The sequence below is a fragment of the Polynucleobacter sp. AP-Titi-500A-B4 genome, assembly GCF_018688095.1.
GTDB lineage: Bacteria > Pseudomonadota > Gammaproteobacteria > Burkholderiales > Burkholderiaceae > Polynucleobacter.
The window spans coordinates 757,685-777,651 of sequence record NZ_CP061311.1; the positions used below are offsets into that span (position 1 = coordinate 757,685).

14 protein-coding genes are annotated in these 19,967 nt (G+C 47.2%); 10 read left to right on the forward strand and 4 right to left on the reverse strand.

Translation table 11 applies throughout. From position 1 onward, the window contains the following. The first annotated feature begins 1 nt into the window (after nt 1). From hrpA to xth, 10 genes are all read left to right on the forward strand, one after another. Nucleotides 2-4,048, forward strand: a complete 4,047-nt coding sequence (gene hrpA / locus FD968_RS03980) for an ATP-dependent RNA helicase HrpA (RefSeq protein WP_371817742.1) — start codon at nt 2-4, stop codon at nt 4,046-4,048. A gap of 58 nt (nt 4,049-4,106) precedes the next feature. Further along, nucleotides 4,107-5,138: a cytochrome D1 domain-containing protein gene (locus FD968_RS03985; RefSeq protein ID WP_215367480.1), complete on the forward strand. Its 1,032-nt coding sequence runs from the start codon at nt 4,107-4,109 to the stop codon at nt 5,136-5,138. A 22-nt stretch (nt 5,139-5,160) separates the two neighbouring features. Beyond that, nucleotides 5,161-5,949 (forward strand): polysaccharide deacetylase family protein, encoded by a 789-nt coding sequence (locus FD968_RS03990; RefSeq protein WP_215367481.1) that lies wholly within the window; start codon nt 5,161-5,163, stop codon nt 5,947-5,949. Nucleotides 5,950-5,952: 3 nt separating this feature from the next. After that, nucleotides 5,953-6,924 (forward strand): sterol desaturase family protein, encoded by a 972-nt coding sequence (locus FD968_RS03995; RefSeq protein ID WP_215367482.1) that lies wholly within the window; start codon nt 5,953-5,955, stop codon nt 6,922-6,924. Between the two features lie 29 nt (nt 6,925-6,953). Then, complete coding sequence (locus FD968_RS04000; protein ID WP_215367483.1) at nt 6,954-7,826, forward strand: EI24 domain-containing protein; 873 nt, start codon at nt 6,954-6,956, stop codon at nt 7,824-7,826. A 121-nt stretch (nt 7,827-7,947) separates the two neighbouring features. Beyond that, nucleotides 7,948-8,688 (forward strand): molybdopterin-binding protein, encoded by a 741-nt coding sequence (locus FD968_RS04005; RefSeq protein ID WP_251367670.1) that lies wholly within the window; start codon nt 7,948-7,950, stop codon nt 8,686-8,688. Nucleotides 8,689-8,895: 207 nt separating this feature from the next. Continuing rightward, entirely contained in the window at nt 8,896-10,311 is a 1,416-nt protein-coding gene (glnA, locus tag FD968_RS04010) for a type I glutamate--ammonia ligase (protein ID WP_215367484.1), read from the forward strand. Nucleotides 10,312-10,337: 26 nt separating this feature from the next. Further along, nucleotides 10,338-11,459, forward strand: coding sequence for a nitrogen regulation protein NR(II) (gene glnL, locus FD968_RS04015; protein WP_371817755.1), 1,122 nt, complete (start codon nt 10,338-10,340; stop codon nt 11,457-11,459). Continuing rightward, entirely contained in the window at nt 11,456-12,907 is a 1,452-nt protein-coding gene (gene ntrC / locus FD968_RS04020; RefSeq protein ID WP_215367486.1) for a nitrogen regulation protein NR(I), read from the forward strand. Before glnL ends, ntrC begins: the two co-directional genes overlap by 4 nt. Next, complete coding sequence (xth, locus tag FD968_RS04025; protein ID WP_215367487.1) at nt 12,900-13,748, forward strand: exodeoxyribonuclease III; 849 nt, start codon at nt 12,900-12,902, stop codon at nt 13,746-13,748. Before ntrC ends, xth begins: the two co-directional genes overlap by 8 nt. Here the strand turns inward: xth and FD968_RS04030 are convergent. Genes FD968_RS04030 through FD968_RS04045 form a run of 4 tightly spaced genes read right to left on the reverse strand, consistent with a single transcriptional unit; the run spans nt 13,745 to nt 19,963 of the window. Further along, a complete protein-coding gene (locus FD968_RS04030; RefSeq protein ID WP_215367488.1) occupies nt 13,745-15,868 on the reverse strand; it encodes a M3 family metallopeptidase in 2,124 nt (707 codons plus the stop codon). The two genes, xth and FD968_RS04030, sit on opposite strands and share 4 nt — an antisense overlap. An 18-nt stretch (nt 15,869-15,886) precedes the next feature. Continuing rightward, the gene (folD, locus tag FD968_RS04035; protein WP_215367489.1) at nt 15,887-16,741 is read right to left on the reverse strand and encodes a bifunctional methylenetetrahydrofolate dehydrogenase/methenyltetrahydrofolate cyclohydrolase FolD; all 855 of its coding nucleotides are present in this window, start codon (nt 16,739-16,741) and stop codon (nt 15,887-15,889) included. Between the two features lie 21 nt (nt 16,742-16,762). Beyond that, nucleotides 16,763-17,410 (reverse strand): response regulator transcription factor, encoded by a 648-nt coding sequence (locus FD968_RS04040; protein WP_215367490.1) that lies wholly within the window; start codon nt 17,408-17,410, stop codon nt 16,763-16,765. A 36-nt stretch (nt 17,411-17,446) separates the two neighbouring features. Further along, the gene (locus FD968_RS04045) at nt 17,447-19,963 is read right to left on the reverse strand and encodes a PAS domain-containing sensor histidine kinase (protein ID WP_215367491.1); all 2,517 of its coding nucleotides are present in this window, start codon (nt 19,961-19,963) and stop codon (nt 17,447-17,449) included. Between the last annotated feature and the right edge of the window lie 4 nt (nt 19,964-19,967).

Genomic DNA, 19,967 nt, shown 5'->3' on the forward strand with positions numbered 1-19,967 from the left:
GGTGCAAGAGCCCATAAACCAACAAAAACCCAAGCCAATCTCCAAGCCTGTGCCTGCTTCCAACACCGGACGCAGGCTAGAGATCCGCTTTCCGGAAGAGTTGCCGGTCTCGGGTCAGCGTCAGCTCATCAAGGATGCCTTGCAAAGCCACCAGGTGGTCATTGTGTGCGGCGAGACGGGCTCGGGTAAGACTACCCAGTTACCCAAGATCTGTTTGGACCTAGGGCGGGGCACGATCAATGGGGGCAAGTTAATTGGCCATACCCAACCTCGACGAATAGCTGCTACTGCCACTGCGAAGCGAATCGCCCAAGAGCTTGGTTCACCAATTGGTCAGGATGTGGGCTATCAAGTACGCTTCGCTGATAAGACCAGTCATACCGCCTCGGTGAAACTCATGACCGACGGTATCTTGTTGGCAGAAACTCAGCGAGATCCACAGCTCAAAGCCTACGACACCCTGATCATCGACGAGGCGCATGAACGCAGCCTGAATATCGATTTCTTATTAGGTTACCTGCGACAACTGCTTCCTAAGAGACCTGATCTCAAGCTGATCATCACCTCAGCGACGATTGATGCCCAGCGTTTTGCTGAGCACTTTGCCATCAATGGCAAGGTAGCACCCGTCATCGAGGTCAGCGGCAGATTATTTCCGGTGGAGCAGCGCTACTCGCCACTTGAACCCGATGCCAAGCCGGATGGTAAAAAAGAATCCAAGACCGCAAAAGAAATCCCCGATGCAGTTGTCGAGGAAATTACTAAGGTCTGGCGAGAAGGTGCATCGGGTGCAGGTGATGTCCTTGTCTTTTTGCCTGGAGAGCGTGAGATCCGTGATTGTGCAGAGGCATTACGCAAAGACCACGTGTTGCAGCAACGCTTTCATCCAGAAGTACTGAGCTTGTTTGCGCGCCAATCGGTTGCTGAACAAGAGCGCGTCTTTTCTCCTGGTAATGGTCGCCGTATTATTTTGACGACCAACGTTGCAGAGACCTCTCTTACCGTTCCCAATATTCGCTATGTAATAGATAGTGGTTTAGCAAGGGTAAAACGCTACTCCTACCGCAATAAGGTCGAGCAACTTCAAATTGAGCCGATCTCACAAGCAGCTGCTAATCAAAGGGCGGGTCGTTGTGGGCGCGTCTCTGATGGCATCTGCGTGCGGCTCTATAGCGAACAAGACTATCTCAGTCGCCCCAAATTTACTGACCCAGAAATCCTGCGCAGTTCCCTAGCGGCAGTTTTATTGCGCATGAGTTCGCTGCGCTTATCCAAAATTCAGCACTTCCCATTTATTGATAAGCCATTGGGTAGGGCGATTGCTGACGGCGTACAACTACTCGATGAGCTGGGTGCGATTGAGTTTGATGAAGCGCAAGCCGGCGATGGTAAAGATATTAATAATAGTTTTAAGTTAACGCAGATTGGTAAGCAACTGGCTGACTTACCCTTAGATCCTCGTATCGGCAGAATGCTGCTCGCTGCAAAAGAGCAGAATGCATTAAAAGAGGTCACCATCATCGCCTCAGCATTAGCGACACAAGATCCGCGGGAGCGGCCCATGGATCAGGGGGCTGCTGCAGACCAAGCACACTTGCAATTTGCAGACGAACGTTCTGAGTTCCTCAGTTTTGTAAAGCTATGGAATTGGTATCAAGATGCCTTGCAACACAAACACAGCAATCGTCAGTTAGAAAATCTGTGTCGCAGCAAATTCTTATCACCAAGAAGGTTGCGCGAGTGGCGTGATGTGCATGGCCAGTTACACACCATGCTCGGTGAAAAGGGCTGGAAAGAAAATGCTAGCCCAGCTACATATGAGCAAATTCATCTCTCATTGCTTACTGGCTTACTAGGTTACGTTGCCAAAAAAGAGGAAGACGAAAAATCTCAAGATCGCAATAGCAAGACAGGTGGGTATGTAGGCGCCAGGGGTATTCGCCCCTTCATCTGGCCAGGATCAACGATTGGTAAGAAAGCGGGCGCCTGGATTTTGGCTGGTGAATTGCAAGAGACCAGTCGTATGTATGCTCGGACGATTGCTAAGATCGAGCCACAATGGGTGGAGAAGGTTGCCGCTCATCGTCTGATCAAGTCCTTGAGCGACCCGTTCTGGGATAACCGCCAGGGCGAGGTCTTGGCTTTTGAGCGGGGCACCTTATACGGCCTGCCGATTTATCACGGACGCCGGGTACGTTATGGGCCGCACAATCCAGAAGAGGCTCGTGAGCTATTCATTCGACAAGCATTGGTCCAAGAAGAAATGTTTGGTCGTATGGATACACCAGCACTTCAACGTGAGACTGAAGCTGATGCCAAGAAAAAATATCCTGGCAGTTTTGGATTCTTTTGGCACAACCGCCGTCTGATTAAAGAAATCGAAGCGCTAGAGCATCGCTCACGTCGTCCTGATGTATTGGTTGATGACGAATTACTCTTTGCTTTCTATGAGTCTCGCATTCCGCAGGGTGTCTGCAACCGAGAAGACCTCAAGGTTCACCTTAAAAAGATTCCCGACCTCGATTCACAGTTACGCCTAGAGAAGGCTGACCTCATGCGCCACGAGGCCGCAGGCATTACGGTAGACCGTTACCCCAAGGTGATGAAGGTTGGCGGAGCAGAACTGAACCTGACTTATCACTTTGAGCCCGGTAGCCCTAAAGACGGCGTCACCCTGGTCGTGCCTCTGGCACAACTCAATCAAGTCGATGGTCGTCGCTGTGAATGGTTGGTGCCGGGGATGTGTGAAGAGAAGATTCTGTTGCTGCTCAAAACTTTGCCGCAGAAATTACGTCGTCATTGTGTGCCATTACCTGATTACGCTAAATCCTATTTAGAGCGAAAACTCGACTCTATGCAATTCGGTATGGGAGATTTTCTCGATAGCTTGATGGATGACATTCGCAAAGAGCGCGGCCTAGAAATTAAGCGCACAGATTTTAGGCCTGAGGCATTGCCATTACATTCATCAATGAATTTCCGGCTCATTGATGAACATGGTCGTCAATTAGAAGTCGAGCGCAACTTAGCACGCTTGCGTTCGGAGTATGGACAAACTGCGCGTGATGCTTTTCAGGCGGTTGCGCAAGAGGCGGTTCAAACTGAACTCGGCATTGAGCCTAGCGCTCAGACTGGCGCCAAGCCCAATGCTGCCAATAAGCCAGAGCAGGCGCGACAAGTTGAGCAGGGTGGCTATCGAACCTGGGAGTTTGGTGAATTACCGGAGACTCTAGAAATTCAAAAGGGCAATAGGACACTCTTTGGCTATCCAGCACTGATCGACCGCGGGGAGTATTGCGACCTAGAGGTATTTGATGATTTGCTAGAAGCGCGCAAGCAACATGCATTGGGTTTGCGTCGATTGTTTGCATTGGGCAATAAAGACACACTCAAAGCCTTACAGAAGCAATTACCTGGTATTCGCGAGTTGGGATTGTTATTTATTAATGTGGGTTCAGTCGACGGGCTAATTGAGCAGATTCTCAATCTGGCAATTGATCGTGCATTCATGACTGAGCCTTTGCCAAATAATGCCGAACAATTTGCTGAGCGTATGCAAGCAGGTAAACCCAGATTGGCACTAATCGCGCAAGAGATTTCTCGCCACGCTTTAGCTGCTTTGCAAGCCTATGCAGATTTGCAAAAGAAAATGGCGCAAGCAAAGGCAGCATCACCCAGTGCTTATGCTGATATTCAATCGCAGGTACAGGGATTGATCTTCCCCAAGTTTGTTGCGGATATTCCGTATATGCAGTTAGTGCACTTGCCCCGATATCTAAAAGGGATTGCAATGCGGATCGATAAGTTGCGATCTAATCCTGCTCGAGATGCGCAATGTCAAAAAGACTGGGAGTCCGTAGCAAGACCCTGGCAAAAACTCATACAAGGCAATAAAGGTTCTACTTATGCCATCAATGAGGATCAAGCCTTGGCCGATTTTCGCTGGCAATTAGAGGAGTTGAGGGTGGCCTTGTATGCCCAAGAACTCAAAACCCCAACCCCCATGTCCTTAAAGCGCTTGGAAAAAGTTTTGGCTAGTTTGCGCTAGGTCAAATCCACCGCTCTTAAGGGGTCTTTTGATTCTTTGCATTGCTTACAATGTAGGTATGCACACATTTACCAAGATTAGAGCTTTTCGCACTATTGCCTTATCCCTTGCCTTTGCTTCGCTCAGTCTGTCAGCGTTTGCTCAAACTACGTCTCCAGCAGTAACTTCTCCATCTCCAGCGCAACCTAAATTGGCGGTAGTACTGAACTCAGGTGAGGCTTCTGTTAGCTTGATCGATATGCCAACCCGTCAAGTCATCAAAACGGTTCCGGTTGGTAAAGAGCCGCATCACCTCATGATGACGCCAGATCAAAAAACCTTATTGATTGCGAATGCGGCAGGTAATGACGTTGTTCTCATGAATCCTGTCAGCGGTGAGATTACTGGTCGTGTACCCAACATTATTGATCCATACCAAATTGGCTACTCTCCAAATCACAAATGGTTTGTAGCAAACGGCAATCGCTTGGATCGCGTTGATATTTATGCCGCAAATGGTGCTGATCTTAAATTAGTAAAGACTGTGAAATTGGCAAAGACGCCAAGTCATATTGCATTTACTGCTGATAGCAAGATTGCCTTCATTACTTTGCAGGACTCAAACGAACTTGCGGCCATTGATCTTGAGACGCAAACTGTATTGTGGGTCATGCATACGGGTAAGGTACCTGCAGGTTTGTGGATGACGCCAGGCGATCAATATTTATTGGTTGGTATTACTGGCGAAGACTACGTCCAAGTCATCGATTGGAAAACCCGCAAAGAAGTCAAGCGCATATATACCGGCAAGGGTGCACACAACTTCCGTCCTTTGGGGGATAAGAAGCATGTCTTTGTGAGTAACCGAATTGCTTCTACGATTAGCATGATCAATATGCAAACCCTAGAAAAAGTCGGCGATATTACTGGTTTGCCTGCGGGACCAGATGATATGGAAATTACTCCTGATAGCAAAACCATGTGGGTCACATTCCGTTTTGCTAAAAAAGCAGGGGTGATTGATATTCCAACGATGAAGTTAGTTACTGTTATTCCTGTTGGAAAGTCTCCCCATGGCGTGTTCTTTTACCCAAGAGCTCCATGGGAGTGATGGGGCATAGAGCAATCAAGCCATGAAACGCAATACCATCATTTATTTAGCAGCCGTGCTCTTGCTCGGCTGTTTTTCATTGAGTGCTCATGCTCAAACACCTAGTTGCAATAAGACCGTTTATTTAACATTTGATACAGGCAATATGTCAGTGGCCAATAAGGTAGCCGAGATCTTAAAGCGCCAAGATGTTAAAGCTACTTTCTTTCTCGCCAATGAAAAGACTTACCGTGGTGATTTTGCATTAGATGAAGCGTGGAAACCTTTTTGGCAGGAGTTGGCTAAAGAAGGTCATCACTTTGGCAGTCATACATACGACCATACCTATTTCGTGAAAGATGGCCCAAAAGGTGAGGTCTTTGAGAAACCGCAGTTTGGCCCCAAGGCTGGCATGACAGTGCTTTATAACGAAGCGGCCATGTGCAAAGAAATTCGTCGTGTCGATTTACGTTTCCAAGAAATGACGACTCAGCCCCTGCAGAAAATCTGGCGCGCCCCTGGAGGCAAAACTTCGCCAACATTGATTCGGATGGGGGATATGTGCGGTTATCAACATATTGGCTGGGCGCCTGCCGGTTTTTTGGGTGATGAGCTCAATTCAGATAAATATCCCAACAGCATGCTTTTAGAAAAAGCCAGTCGTGAGATTAAAGATGGTGATATCACTATGGCGCATTTGGGGATATGGTCCAGAAAAGATCCTTGGGCTCCGGCAGTGCTCGAGCAATTGATCGTCAATCTCAAGCAGCGTGGATTCTGTTTCGGCTTATTACCCACAGCACGCAAGAATTCCGCAGATCAGTCAAAATAAAGCATGGATTTAAGCTCAGTTATTTCTGCCATCTCAAATGCCTATGGCGCTGTTCAAGAATGGATCTTCTCCAGTCTTGTCGGCCCATTGCTTTACCAATTCAATTTGATGTCTTGGGCTGAAGACGTCTTTGATGGAATCGATTGGTTTTTATTTGGCTGTATCCAAATCTTTTTGATCATCGTGGTACTTCGTACTTGGGAGCGCTTCAATCCAGCAGAAGTGCAAGAGCGATTTGCTGCCCACAGTAAGGCCGATGTGTTTTATACCTTGTTACATCGCCTGGGCATTTTTCATGCCCTGATCTTCATTGCGCTATCGGGCTTTTTCTTTGAGATCGATTCCATCTTGCACGATTTTCGTTTTGACCGTTTCAACGTAGAAAATTGGTGGCCAGGCATCACTACCATTCCAGTAGTGAGCTTTTTGTTTTACCTTGTTCTGCTCGACTTCGTAGACTACCTTTACCATCGCGCATCGCATGCGTTTAACTGGTGGTGGCAATTACATGCTTTACATCACAGTCAAACCGTGATGACCGCATGGTCTGATAATCGCAATCATTTCTTAGATGACATCATGCGGGCAGTGGTGATGGCCTTCTTTGCGCTTTTGTTTGGTGTATCACCAGGTCAATTCATTGCACTAGTTGCCTTGAGTCAATTCATTCAAAGTTGGCAGCATGCCAATATCAAGGTGCATTTAGGTCCTGCACGGTATCTCTTGATTTCACCGATGTATCACCGCATGCATCATGCGGTCGGCTATGGTCATGAAGCCATCGGTAAGCCTGGGGTGCTAGGCGGTTGCAACTTCGGTATCTTATTTCCCTGGTGGGATATGGCCTTTAGGACTGTCATCTTTCCTAAGGCGGTTTATCCCACAGGCGTGCGAAACTTAACTGTTTCACAAAATATCATTACACAACAGTGGCAGGGTTTAGTGCACGCATTCAGAGAGTTATTACCCAAGTAAACATACCCAAGGTATGTCATAGGAGTTTTATGGTCGGATTGCAGCAAGTATTTAAATCGTTCGGGCTTGCGCTCGTCGGAACGATGCATCCACGCATGCTGTGGCTTAGCTTACGACCTTTTCTGATTGTGTCGATTTTGTGGGGCTTGCTCATTTGGCTCATCTGGACACCAGCGCTAGAGGCCTTAAGCATTTTTCTCACGACTTCTATGTTCACAAGTTGGATACAAGAGGGTCTCATTTGGGCTGGCTTTGAAAATGCCAGGGCCTGGATCGCACCTCTCTTTTTTGTGATGCTCATCATTCCTTTGATCACCATTAGCCTCTTAGTATTTATTGCCTTCTCAACTGTGCCTGCAATCGTAAGAATAGTCGCTCGCCAGCCGAGCTATCACGGATTGGAATGTAAGCAAGGTGGAGGGCTCTTAGGTAGTCTGGTCTATACCTTATGGTCTGCGCTCATCTGTTTGGTTTTGGTGATGCTGACCTTACCAGTGTGGTGGGTGCCACCACTCGTAGCAGTGCTGCCACCTTTGCTGTGGGGCTGGTTAACCATGCGGCTTATGTCATATGACGTATTAGCTAAACACGCCAGCACTGAGGAGCGCGATGTACTCATTGAAAAATATCGTTGGGCCTTGCTCACGATGGGTATTGTGTCCGGCATGCTTGGGGCAGTTCCAACATTCTTCTGGGCTACCTCTGCTTTGGCTTTGGTATTGTTCCCGCTAGTCAGTTTTGTGGCACTTTGGATTTACTCTTTAATATTTGTGTTTGCAGCCTTGTGGTTCAGCCATTTCTTATTGGATGCCTTGCAAACCCTCAGACAAGAGGAATTAGAAAAGTCATTAACAGTTGAAACACGCGTAGTAGATCCGGAGCTTCCCTATCATGGCCAATGAGATGGTTGATGCAGTGAAAAAAGTAGAAATCGATTTACTTTCAAAGCAGGTGTCTACAAGACGATTTGGATTAATCGTGATTGGCGATGAGATTTTGTCTGGTCGCCGACAAGATAAGCATATGAGCAAGTTGATTGAGCTCCTCAATGAGCGGGGCTTAAGTCTTTCATGGGCTAAATATGTTGCGGATGATCCAGGGCAAATCACGGCAACGTTAAAAGAAAGTTTTGCGAGTGGGGATGTGGTGTTTAGTACGGGTGGTATTGGTGCGACACCGGATGATCACACACGCCAATGTGCTGCCTTAGCACTCGGAACGAAAACTGAATTGCATCCAACTGCACAAGAGCTTATTGCAGGGCGGATTCAGTCAACAGCCGAAGGCGATCCCATTAAAGCAGATTTGAGTACTCCAGAAAATCAACATCGTTTCAAGATGGGGGAGTTTCCACTGGGCAGTGACATCATCCCCAACCCCTATAACCAGATTCCCGGCTTTCGGATCAAAGAGCATCACTTCGTCCCCGGTTTTCCAGTAATGGCTGCGCCAATGATGGCCTGGTGCTTAGATACGCATTACAAAGATCTTTTCCATCAAGAGAACTGGGCGGAGCAAAGCTTCATCGTCCCTAAAGGCATTGAATCGACCTTAACCCCTCTGATGGAGCGCATAGAAGCCAATTTTCCCGGTGTGAAGGTCTTTAGTCTTCCCTCTGTGGGTGATGCTAGCAAGGGTGGTGTTTATGCCGAGCGCCATATCGAGTTGGGCATCAAAGGTAATGCCAATCTACTAGAAAGCGCTTGGATTGCCCTAAGAACGGGCACTCAAGCCTTGGGCTATGAAATTCATGATATTGCTTAGGTCAATATTGCACTAAATCAGTGCAAATACCCTTTTTTTAGGGGATAAAAGACCTAATTGGGCACTTAATTAGTGCAATAATGGCTATTCCCCGTTGTTTGCTTCAGTAAATTAGATACATCCATTAGGCATGTTGAATGCCTGGAATGAACAAGGGTGTATGCCTTGAGTTTGAATTCCAAGTTTTAGTTAATAGAGGAGATTTGCATGACGAAGACCGTCGCTGATGTGATGAAGTTAGTTAAAGAGAAAGAATGTACTTTCGTTGATTTCCGCTTTGTTGATACAAAGGGTAAAGAGCAACATACGACAGTTCCTATTTCTGCTTTTGACGAAGACAAATTTGAGAGCGGTCATGCATTTGACGGTTCATCTATTGCTGGTTGGAAAGGTATTGAAGCATCTGACATGTTGCTCAAACCAGATCCAACAGCTGCTTACATTGATCCATTCTATGAAGAGCCAACATTGGTTCTCACATGTGACGTTATCGAGCCAGCAGATGGCAAAGGTTACGACCGTGATCCACGTTCTATCGCTAAGCGCGCTGAAGCGTACTTGAAGAGCACTGGTCTAGGCGATGCTGCTTACTTTGGTCCAGAGCCAGAGTTCTTTATTTTTGATGGCGTTCGTTGGGGTGCCGACATGCAAGGTTGCTTCGTGAAGATTGATTCCGAAGAGGCTCCATGGTCATCTGCAAAAGAAATCGAAGGTGGTAACACTGGTCACCGTCCAGGTAAGAAGGGTGGCTATTTCCCAGTTGCTCCAGTAGATACATTCCAAGATATGCGTTCTGAAATGTGCTTGATTCTCGAATCATTAGGCATTCCAGTTGAAGTTCATCACCATGAAGTTGCTGGTCAAGGCCAAAACGAATTGGGTACGAAGTTCAGCACATTGGTACAACGCGCTGACTGGACTATCTGGCAGAAATACGTTGTTCACAACGTTGCTCATGCTTATGGCAAGACAGCAACTTTCATGCCTAAGCCAGTAGTGGGCGATAACGGTTCTGGTATGCACGTTCACCAATCTGTTTGGAAGAATGGCGAGAACTTGTTTGCTGGTAATGGTTACGCAGGCTTGTCAGAGTTTGCTCTTTACTACATCGGCGGCATCATTAAGCACGCCAAAGCATTGAATGCGATTACCAATCCAGGTACAAACTCATACAAGCGTTTGGTTCCAGGCTTTGAGGCTCCAGTAAAGTTAGCCTACTCAGCACGTAACCGTTCTGCTTCTATCCGTATTCCACACGTTGCTAATCCTAAGGGTCGTCGTATCGAAACCCGTTTCCCAGATCCATTGGCAAATCCATACTTGGCATTCTCTGCCTTGTTGATGGCTGGTTTGGATGGTGTACAGAACAAGATTCACCCTGGCGATGCTGCTGACAAGAACTTGTATGACTTGCCACCAGAAGAAGATGCAAAGATCCCAACCGTTTGCGCAAGCTTAGAAGAAGCTTTGGCAGCACTCGAGAAGGATCATGAGTTCTTGACTCGCGGTGGTGTATTTACTGAGTCTATGCTTGATGCATATATCAATTTGAAGATGGACGATGTCACACGTTTCCGTATGACTACCCATCCTATCGAATTTGATATGTATTACTCCCTGTAAGCGAAGGAAAGAACTTGAGCGCAGGTTTGTTGCGCAATTCGTTCAAGGGAGCAGCTTCGGCTGCTCCTTTTTTTCCGACATTGCTCGATCAGATGCCCAATGCCATTGTGGTTTTTGAGGCGGAGAACCATCAATTGATTTATGTGAATCCTGCTGCAGAGTCAGCTTTGGATCTCTCACGTAAATCTCTTGAGGGTCAATCTGTGTCTGATTTATTTGGTGACAACCCATCTTTAAAAGGCATGATTTCCGAAGTGAAGCGTGGCAATGCGGTAGCGAAGCGCCAAGAGATGGTGTTGCATTCCTTGCCTGGAAGCATTCATCAAGACTCGATTCCAGCGCATGTTGTCATCGCCGCACTCGAAGATCCTGCTTTGATCATGATGGAATGGTTTCCGATTGATCAGCAGTTGAGAAGTGAACGCGATGAGCGCGTCACCCAGCAAGTAGAGGCAAATAAGCAGTTGATGCGTAATTTGGCCCATGAGATTAAAAACCCATTGGGCGGTATTCGTGGGGCAGCTCAATTATTAGAGTTTGAGTTGCCAGAAAAAGGGTTGCGTGAATACACGCAAGTCATTATCAAAGAGTCTGATCGTTTACAAACCTTAGTAGATCGTCTGTTGGCGCCACATCGTAAGGCGCATGTCATTGAGGCCTTTAATGTGCACGAAGCCCTTGAGCGCGTGCGCAGCCTAGTCTTGGCAGAGTTTCCTAAAGGTTTGAGGATTATTCGTAACTATGACACCAGCTTGCCTGATGTGATGGGTGATCGTGAGCAGTTGATACAAGCAGTCTTAAATATTGTGCACAATGCAGCGCAAGCTTTGTCGGATGAGATTAGTCAGGGCATTGCACAAATCGAATTAAAAACACGGGTAGCTCGTTCAGTCACCATTGCAAAGCATCGCTATAAGTTGGCGATGGATCTTCATGTGATAGATAACGGCCCTGGTATTCCCGAAGAAATTATCGAAAGAATCTTCTTTCCTTTGGTTTCTGGGCGAGAGGGGGGTAGTGGCTTAGGCCTAACCTTGGCGCAAACTTTTGTTCAACAACACCAGGGCTTTATTGCATGCGATAGCCGCCCGGGACGTACTGATTTCCATATTCAAATTCCATACCGTAGGCAGGAGAAAGCATCATGAAACCAATCTGGATCGTCGACGATGACCAATCTATTCGTTGGGTTTTAGAGAAGGCCTTAGCGCGAGAAAAAATCCCACATAAGAGTTTTTCTAATCCGAATGATGTACTTAATGCTTTGGAGAAAGAGACTCCACAAGTATTGATCTCTGATATTCGTATGCCACGCGGCAATGGATTGGATTTACTGCAGCATGTTAAAGCCAGCCATCCCAATCTACCAGTCATCATCATGACGGCTTACTCTGATTTGGACTCTGCGGTTTCATCTTTCCAAGGTGGTGCATTTGAGTACCTCACTAAACCGTTTGATGTTGAAAAGGCAGTAGAGCTAATTCATCGTGCAGTAGAGCAGGGTATTCGTAGCGAGTCTGGCAATAAAGAATTGACTGGATTGAGGCAGGAGTCGGCTGAGATTATTGGTCAAGCTCCAGCAATGCAAGAAATCTTCCGCGCCATCGGACGCTTAGCCCAATCTCATTCAACCGTGCTCATCACTGGCGAGTCTGGTGCTGGTAAAGAATTGGTGGCCCACGCCTTACATAAACATAGCCCGAGAGCAAAAGGCCCATTTGTATCGCTGAGCACCTCTGCTGTTCCAAAAGATTTACTGGAATCAGAACTCTTTGGTCATGAGCGTGGCGCTTTCCCGGGCGCACAGACTTTACGCCGTGGACGCTTTGAGCAAGCAGATGGCGGCACCCTCTTCCTAAACGAGGTTGCTGATTTACCGTTTGATTTGCAGACTCGCTTGTTGCGTGTTCTTACCGATGGGCATTTCTATCGCGTTGGTGGACAAGATCCAATTAAAGCCAATGTGCGCATCATTGCTTCTACCCATCAAAATCTAGAGCAGCGTGTTGCTGGAGGGCTCTTCCGTGAAGATTTAATGCATCGCTTAAATGTGATTCGCTTACGCATGCCTTCCTTGCGTGAGCGTAGCGAGGATATTCCTATCCTGGCAAGGCACTTCATGATCACTTGCGCAAAGTCTTTGGGTGTTGAGCCTAAGAAACTATCGGATGACGTTCTCAAAGAGATGACTGCTATGCCTTTCCCAGGTAACGTACGTCAGCTTGAGAACTTGTGTCACTGGCTAACGGTGATGACGCCAGCAAGCATTATTGGGGTAGGTGATCTGCCTGCCGATATTATTGCTGAAGCGAGCGAAAATCCTGTCGTATTGCATGGCGAATCCTCTCCAAGTAATCCTGCAACGGCTAAATCTATTCAGGGTGATTGGGAGAGTGGTCTTGGTCGCTTAGCAGTCAAAATGCTGCAAGATGGCGACAAAGAGGTTTACGATGCACTATGCTCACGCTTTGAGAAGGCCGTATTGATGGCTGCCTTGGAGGTTACTCGTGGTCGTCGTGTAGAAGCGGCACAGCGTCTGGGTATTGGTCGCAATACCATTACAAGAAAATTGCAGGAACTGGGGATAGATGACTGATTCAATCCGAATTGCGGCGTGGAATGTGAATTCCTTAAAGGTACGCCTTCCACACGTACTTCGGTGGTTACAGGATCAGGAAAATAAAAAGCAGCCGATTGATGCTTTGTGTTTGCAAGAACTCAAGCTTACGGATGATAAGTATCCTCATCAAGAGCTGGAGGCGGCAGGCTACTTGAGTCTTGCTGCGGGGCAAAAGACGTATAACGGTGTAGCCATCATTGTGCGTAAGGCTGCCTTGGCATCGATTGCTTCTGATGCAGTCACTACCTTTCTAAAACCCACTAGAAATATTCCGAATTACGAAGATGAGCAGCAGCGCATCTTAGCAGCGACCATTCCTTTTGCTGGAATGCAACCCATCAGGCTAATCTCAGCCTACTTTCCAAATGGACAGTCACCTGATAGTGATAAGTTTGTTTATAAGTTGAATTGGTTAAACAAGTTACAAACCTGGTTAACTGAAGAGTTGCAACATACTCCGCGATTAGCGCTTCTTGGTGACTTTAATATCGCTCCAGCAGATGCCGATGTGCATGACCCAAAAGCTTGGGAAGGGCAGAATTTAGTTTCCCCTCCAGAGCGTGATGCATTTCAAGCATTACTAAAGCTGGGAATGAGCGATTCTTTTAGAATGTTTGAGCAAGCACCCAAAACATATAGTTGGTGGGATTATCGGATGATGGGATTTAGAAGAAACGCCGGCATGCGTATCGATCACATCCTCTTGAGTGAAGCACTTAAAGATCATTGCAGCGCCAGCACAGTCGACAAAGAACCCAGAACTTGGGAGCAACCATCAGATCACGCTCCCGTGATTGCAATGATCAAAAAGGCTTAAGCTAAACCGCCGTGCCTTAGAAGCGCATCAATACTGGGCTCACGTCCGCGAAATGCCTTGAAGGATTCTGCAGCAGGGCGACTGCCACCGACTTCTAAGATTTCTTCGCGATAACGGGAACCTATTTTTGGATCCAGCACTGAGCCAGTCAGCTTGGCAGCTTCTTCAAAGGCTGAATACGCATCAGCTGAAAGAACCTCAGCCCATTTATAGCTGTAATAGCCAGCCGCATAGCCGCCAGCAAAGATATGACTGAAGCTATTGATCCAGCGTGAGATCTCAGGCTGCGGAATCACATTAAAGTCAGCCGCAATTTTTCTGGAGAGCTCAAGTACTGCTTTGCCTTGTGCACTTTGTGCATCAAATTGAGAATGTAAACGCCAATCCGTGAGTGACATCACAATTTGACGCAAAGTCATTAAGCCATTCTGGAAATTTTTAGCTGCCAACATCTTGTCAAATAATTGACGGGGTAATGGCTTGCCAGTTTCCACATGGGCAGTCATTTTTTCTAAGACTTCCCATTCCCAGCAGAAGTTTTCCATAAACTGACTGGGTAATTCGACGGCATCCCATTCCACGCCATTGATTCCTGAAACGCCTAATGCTCCCACTTGAGTTAATAGGTGATGTAAGCCATGGCCGCTTTCATGAAAGAGGGTGATCACATCATCATGGGTAATGGTGGGTTGACGTAAGACGCCATCGACCTTCACAGGTGGCGCAAAGTTACAAACTAAATACGCAACTGGCGCCTGGATTTCACCGTTAGGGAGTTCTCTGCGGCCACGCGCGTCATCCATCCAGGCTCCGCCCCGTTTGCCAGGGCGAGCATAGGGGTCTAAATAGAAATAAGCAACGATATTGCCCTTGGTATTCTTAACGGAAAAAGACTGTACATCCGCATGCCAAGTCGGCAAATTAGCTGCCTCAATCTTGACCCCAAACAGAGCCTGAATCACGCCAAACAAGCCATCCAATACTTTGGGTAGCGGGAAGTATTGTTTGAGTTCATTCTCAGAAAAGGAATATCGCTCTTGTTTCAAATGTTCTGCTGCAAAAGCAGTATCCCAGGGTTGAATATCATCAAGACCCAACTCGGTTTTGGCAAACGCACAAAGTTCATCCCAGTCGCGCTGGGCAAATGGCTTAGATTTATGGGCAAAGTTCGTTAAGAAGAGATCTACCTCATCAACGGTATTGGCCATCTTGGGTGCAAGGCTCAGTGCTGCGAAATTCGCAAAGCCGAGCATGCGTGCTTCTTCATCGCGAAGACGCAATTGATCGAGCATGTTCAGGGTGTTATCCCAATCGAGTTTGCCTTTAGCAAATTCAGGCCCAAGCTCGGAAGAGCGGGTGACATAAGCTTCATACATTAAGCGACGGAGTGCTCGATTTTCGGAGTACTGCATCACTGGGTAATAGGAAGGAAAGTGCAGGGTAAAAACCCATCCTTGTAGGCCCTTTTGCTGGGCGGTATCCGCGGCCGCTGCTTTGACGTCTTCAGGTAAACCATTGAGCTCTGCTTCATTGGCAACAACATGGACAAAGCCATCGGTTGCATCTAAAACATGATCTGAAAATGCCTTACCTAAGATGGCTTGCTCATCTTGAATTTGTGCAAAGCGCGTTTTATCGGCATCACTCAGTTCCGCACCACCAAGACGGAAGTCTCTTAAGGAGTTTTCGATCACTTTCTTTTGCGCGCGATTGAGTTTGGCAAACTCAGGGCTCTTGCTGAGCTCTTTGAACTTTTGATATAGGGCTAAGTTTTGCCCAAGACCAGAAAAGAATGCAGTCACTTCTGGCAGCATTGCACCATAAGCGGCTCTTAACTCGGGAGTATCTGCAACACTATTGAGATGCGAAATGACACTCCAAGATCTACCCAATGCTTCTGTAGCATCTTCCAGTGGTTCAGCCAGCTGATCCCAAGTGGCAGGCGTTTTGGAATCGGTCGCAACATCCACGGCATCTTGCGCATGTTTGAGTAAGAATTCAATAGCGGGGGAAATGTGCTCAGGCCTTACTTCAGAGTAAGCGGCGATCCCCCGACCAAAGGTCAGAAGGGGGTTGTTCTGTAAAACAGGGGGTAAGGTATTTTGAAGGGATGTAGTCATCCCTCTAGCTTAATGGATCTAAGGCTTGGCTGCTTTTTCTGCCGCTTCTAAAGTATTCATGAGAAGCATGGTTATTGTCATGGGACCGACACCACCTGGAACGGGGGTGATCCAACCCGCAATATATTTGGCGGTATCAAAATCCACGTCACCACAGAGCTTTCCATCTGGGAGGCGATTGATGCCAACATCAATGACGACGGCACCATTTTTGACCATGTCGCCAGAAATCATTTTAGGCTTGCCGGTAGCTACTACCAGAATGTCAGCGTCTTTAGTGTGGTGCGTTAGATCACGAGTCTTGCTATTACAAATCGTGACGGTTGCACCGGCTTGTAGCAAGAGCATTGCCATCGGCTTTCCGACGATATTGGAGGCGCCAACAATCACAGCGCGTGCGCCCCGAATTGGGTAATCAATGCTTTCCAGAATCTTCATGCAGCCATAAGGAGTGCAGGGCTTAAATTCAGGTTGACCCACCATCAAGGCGCCAGCATTGGCCACATGGAAACCATCGACATCCTTTTCCGGGGCAATGGCTTCGAGTACGCGCTCAGAGGCAATGTGCTCAGGTAATGGAAGTTGTACCAAAATCCCATGAATCGAGGGATCGGCATTTAATGTAGCAATGCGAGCCAGTAATTCTTCTTCACCCAATTCAGCGGAGTAGCGCTCAAGTACCGAATGAAAGCCTACATCTTCACAGGCCTTTACTTTATTGCGGACATACACTTGGCTGGCTGGATTCTCACCAACTACGATGACGGCTAAACCAGGGCGAATCCCTTTAGCAGTAACAATCGCACCGCGGGCAGCGATTTCTGCGCGCAGTTTTTTAGAGAGGGCGTTTCCGTCGAGTAATTGAGCAGGCATTGCAGGTAATGAAAGAGGGGATTAATTTGGTTGTGGGTCAGATAAAGCAAGGCGCAGAAGATCTGCAACAGTATTGACGTTAAGCTTTTCCATAATGTTGGCGCGGTGCGCTTCAACGGTTTTGATAGAGATGCCAAGATCGTCAGCAATTTGTTTATTCAAACGGCCAGCCACAATACGCTCGAGCACTTGGCGCTCACGACCAGTTAACTTGCTGAGAAGGCTCTGGGTAATCTTGCGTTGGCTTGCTTGTGAGTAATCTACACGGGCTTTTGCAAGCATGCGATCCACTAAACCGCAGAGATCATTTTCTTTAAAAGGCTTTTCAATGAAATCTACTGCACCACGTTTCATCGTCGAGACTGCCATAGAGACATCACCATGACCTGTAATAAAGGCAACTGGCATCGGTAAATTTTCACTGATCAAACGTTCTTGTAATTCCAGACCAGACATACCTGGCATACGAACATCCAGGATGGCGCAAGAGATAGTCGATTTATCTGTACTTTGGAGAGACTGCAAGAATCTTTCAGCGCTGGCATGACAACGCACGACATAACCATTACTTTCTAAAAGCCAAGTCAGTGAGTCACGAACGGCCTCGTCATCATCAACGACGTAAACAACTTCGGCTTGGTTTGGTTTGGTACTCGTGCTTAAGTTCATATCGGGTCTCGCATGGTAATTCAGTGGGTAATGCTATTAAACATTGCTCCCAGCTTCTGGAGAAACTAGGGGTAAGAGTATTGTAAAGGTGCAGCCAACTAGCTTGGTATGTTCGGAATCCATGCGATTCACTGCCCAAAGCCTGCCCTGGTGGGATTCAACAATCGAACGGCAAATATTGAGCCCCATGCCCATTCCATCCGATTTAGTGCTGAAAAACGGCTCAAACATGCGTTGTGAGACCGATTCTGGGATTCCGGCACCGCCGTCGCTTACTTGAATGCGCAGCATGGCCGGGAAGATGCTGGTGTCCAGATCAGTGCTGATATTGACCGGGGGAGCAGACCAGCGGGAGGATAGGGGGTAGGCTTCCCGCGTGCTATCCAAACCATTTTTGAGAAGATTGACCAAGACTTGCAGGATCAACACTGGATCGATATCGACCTCAGGAAGATTTTCAACAATATTGCTGGTAATGGTGAGGCGATGGCGATGTGCCTCAATCTCGACTAGCCCAACGGCATCATTAATGATGTCACTGATCGCGGTGGATTTGCGTTGTGGTTCGCTGCGTTTTACGAAGCCGCGGATACGTTGAATAATGGTACCTGCCCGATGGGCTTGTTGAGATGCTTTCTCAAGAGCTGGGAGAATATCTTTCGTGAGCGCTGGATCGATGGTGCCCTCGATCCGCTTAGCGACACCCATGCAATAGTTGGAGATGGCTGAGAGTGGTTGGTTTAATTCGTGGGCGAGGGAAGAAGCCATCTCGCCCATCGTTGTTAAACGGCTCGTAAATTGCATACGCTCTTCCTGTTGACGCGCCAAATCATCGGCCTCTTTACGCATCGTGATGTCGGTAGCAATTAGGAGTTGTGCAAGGTGACCGTCTACCCAAGGAATAAAGCGCCGCCTTACCTCATACCATTTATTAGTGCCATCAGTCATTTGAATCTCTTCGGACTCAGACTCTTGATAGAGGAAGGAAGTTGGAATACCTGGAGGAGAGTCCTGCAAATCTTCTGCCACATCATGCAAGGTCTCTAGATTATTGGTATCACCTGCTAGCAGGAAATGACCCTTGGAGTCATCACCAAAATGTTCGCGATAGTAACGATTGGCAAATAAGAGTTTGTCATTTTCAAGATCCACCACAGACACTGCAGCATCTAAACCCTCTAGCACCGTAATGAAGCGCTCTTGGGAAGCTGCCAATTCTTCCCGAATCTTTTTTGGTTCAGAGATATCAATTAAGGAAGTAACCCAACCTGTTTGCTTACCTTTTTCATTAATTAAAGGGGCAATAAAAGTGCGGGTCTCAATCAAAGAGCCATCACGCCGCAAGATTGCCCCTTCAATCCCGACCTTAGAGGCCATATCTGACTTCAGGGCGCGGTTCATTTTCTCAACCAGCTCATCGCGCCTAGAATCAGGCCAAAAAGGGAACGGCGGCATGAGACCAATCAGTTCTTTTGCCGACCAGCCCGTCATTTCACAAAATGCTCGATTCACATAGGTAATGCGCTTTTGCATATCGTGCGCACGAATACCTACGGGGGTGGAGTTTTCCATAGCGCTACGGAAACTGGTTTCAGTACGAAGATTGGATTCGGCTTCTTGACGCACTTGCATTTGTTTGAGAACAGACCATAGACTCCAAATCACGAAAGCAGAGAGACCAACGACCACACCAATCAACATTCGGAAAGTAAGATTGGTCGGTGGTGGATAGGTATCAATACGTAAGACCATATTCGGACTTAGTACGCCAATGTCTAAAGACGTTTGATTGCTAAAGGCTCTCTTGGGGGTGTCGCGATCAGATGAGATGGATAGAACTCGTTCGTTATCTGTCAGAAGAGTGAAGCGGTAGTTCGCTTTCAGTTCACCGGGAACCACATCTAAGATGCCTTGAGTTGTATATAGAGCTGCTAAGAAACCAATTACTTGGCCGCCGACAATATTGGGGGCTACTTGCCAAATAACGGTTCTTCTATCCTTCGCTAGAGACTCTTCATCGGGTATGTTTAGGGAGATAAATTGGCTGAAGGCAGCTCGGCTGGTTACTCGACTCAGTTCAATTGCATTTGCAAGCCCTGCATTTACGGCTTGATCATTCTGGGTTTTGCTAATCCAGTCAGATTTATTGTTATTTACTGGAACAGACCAGCCACGAGAGCTATCGGCATTGAGCCAAATGATTTTTACAATCTCATGATTGTTGATGACCAAATCATCAGCTTGCTCGCGCACGAGTTGTTTTATTTTTGGATCATCACTGTTTGAAGCAATTTCACGATTAATCGTATTTAAAGCATCGGTGTTATTTGCAAAACGTAGTTGAATTCGCTGCTTAGCAAAAGAGAGCTCTCTAAATAGGGCTGACTCTTGCTGGCCTTTTTCTTGTAAATGCAAGGTTCCCAAAATAATGCCCATCACTGCGGTAAACAGCACGATCGCAAGTAGGGGGGTGTAAACGAGCTTAAATCCGCGAATTTTGCGGAGCCAGTTAAAGGGCTTGAGGAGTGAGCTAAAAAAAGCCGTGGATTTCATAGGA

What these genes read in the sequence shown, in the direction of transcription:
- FD968_RS03985 (WP_215367480.1), top strand. Translation starts at nt 4,107, where the DNA reads ATGCACACATTTACCAAGATTAGAGCTTTTCGCACTATTGCCTTATCC.
- FD968_RS03990 (WP_215367481.1), top strand. Translation starts at nt 5,161, where the DNA reads ATGAAACGCAATACCATCATTTATTTAGCAGCCGTGCTCTTGCTCGGC.
- folD (WP_215367489.1), bottom strand. Translation starts at nt 16,741, where the DNA reads ATGCCTGCTCAATTACTCGACGGAAACGCCCTCTCTAAAAAACTGCGC.
- FD968_RS04030 (WP_215367488.1), bottom strand. Translation starts at nt 15,868, where the DNA reads ATGACTACATCCCTTCAAAATACCTTACCCCCTGTTTTACAGAACAAC.
- FD968_RS04000 (WP_215367483.1), top strand. Translation starts at nt 6,954, where the DNA reads ATGGTCGGATTGCAGCAAGTATTTAAATCGTTCGGGCTTGCGCTCGTC.
- xth (WP_215367487.1), top strand. Translation starts at nt 12,900, where the DNA reads ATGACTGATTCAATCCGAATTGCGGCGTGGAATGTGAATTCCTTAAAG.
- FD968_RS03995 (WP_215367482.1), top strand. Translation starts at nt 5,953, where the DNA reads ATGGATTTAAGCTCAGTTATTTCTGCCATCTCAAATGCCTATGGCGCT.
- FD968_RS04040 (WP_215367490.1), bottom strand. Translation starts at nt 17,410, where the DNA reads ATGAACTTAAGCACGAGTACCAAACCAAACCAAGCCGAAGTTGTTTAC.
- FD968_RS04045 (WP_215367491.1), bottom strand. Translation starts at nt 19,963, where the DNA reads ATGAAATCCACGGCTTTTTTTAGCTCACTCCTCAAGCCCTTTAACTGG.
- glnA (WP_215367484.1), top strand. Translation starts at nt 8,896, where the DNA reads ATGACGAAGACCGTCGCTGATGTGATGAAGTTAGTTAAAGAGAAAGAA.
- FD968_RS04005 (WP_251367670.1), top strand. Translation starts at nt 7,948, where the DNA reads ATGAGCAAGTTGATTGAGCTCCTCAATGAGCGGGGCTTAAGTCTTTCA.
- ntrC (WP_215367486.1), top strand. Translation starts at nt 11,456, where the DNA reads ATGAAACCAATCTGGATCGTCGACGATGACCAATCTATTCGTTGGGTT.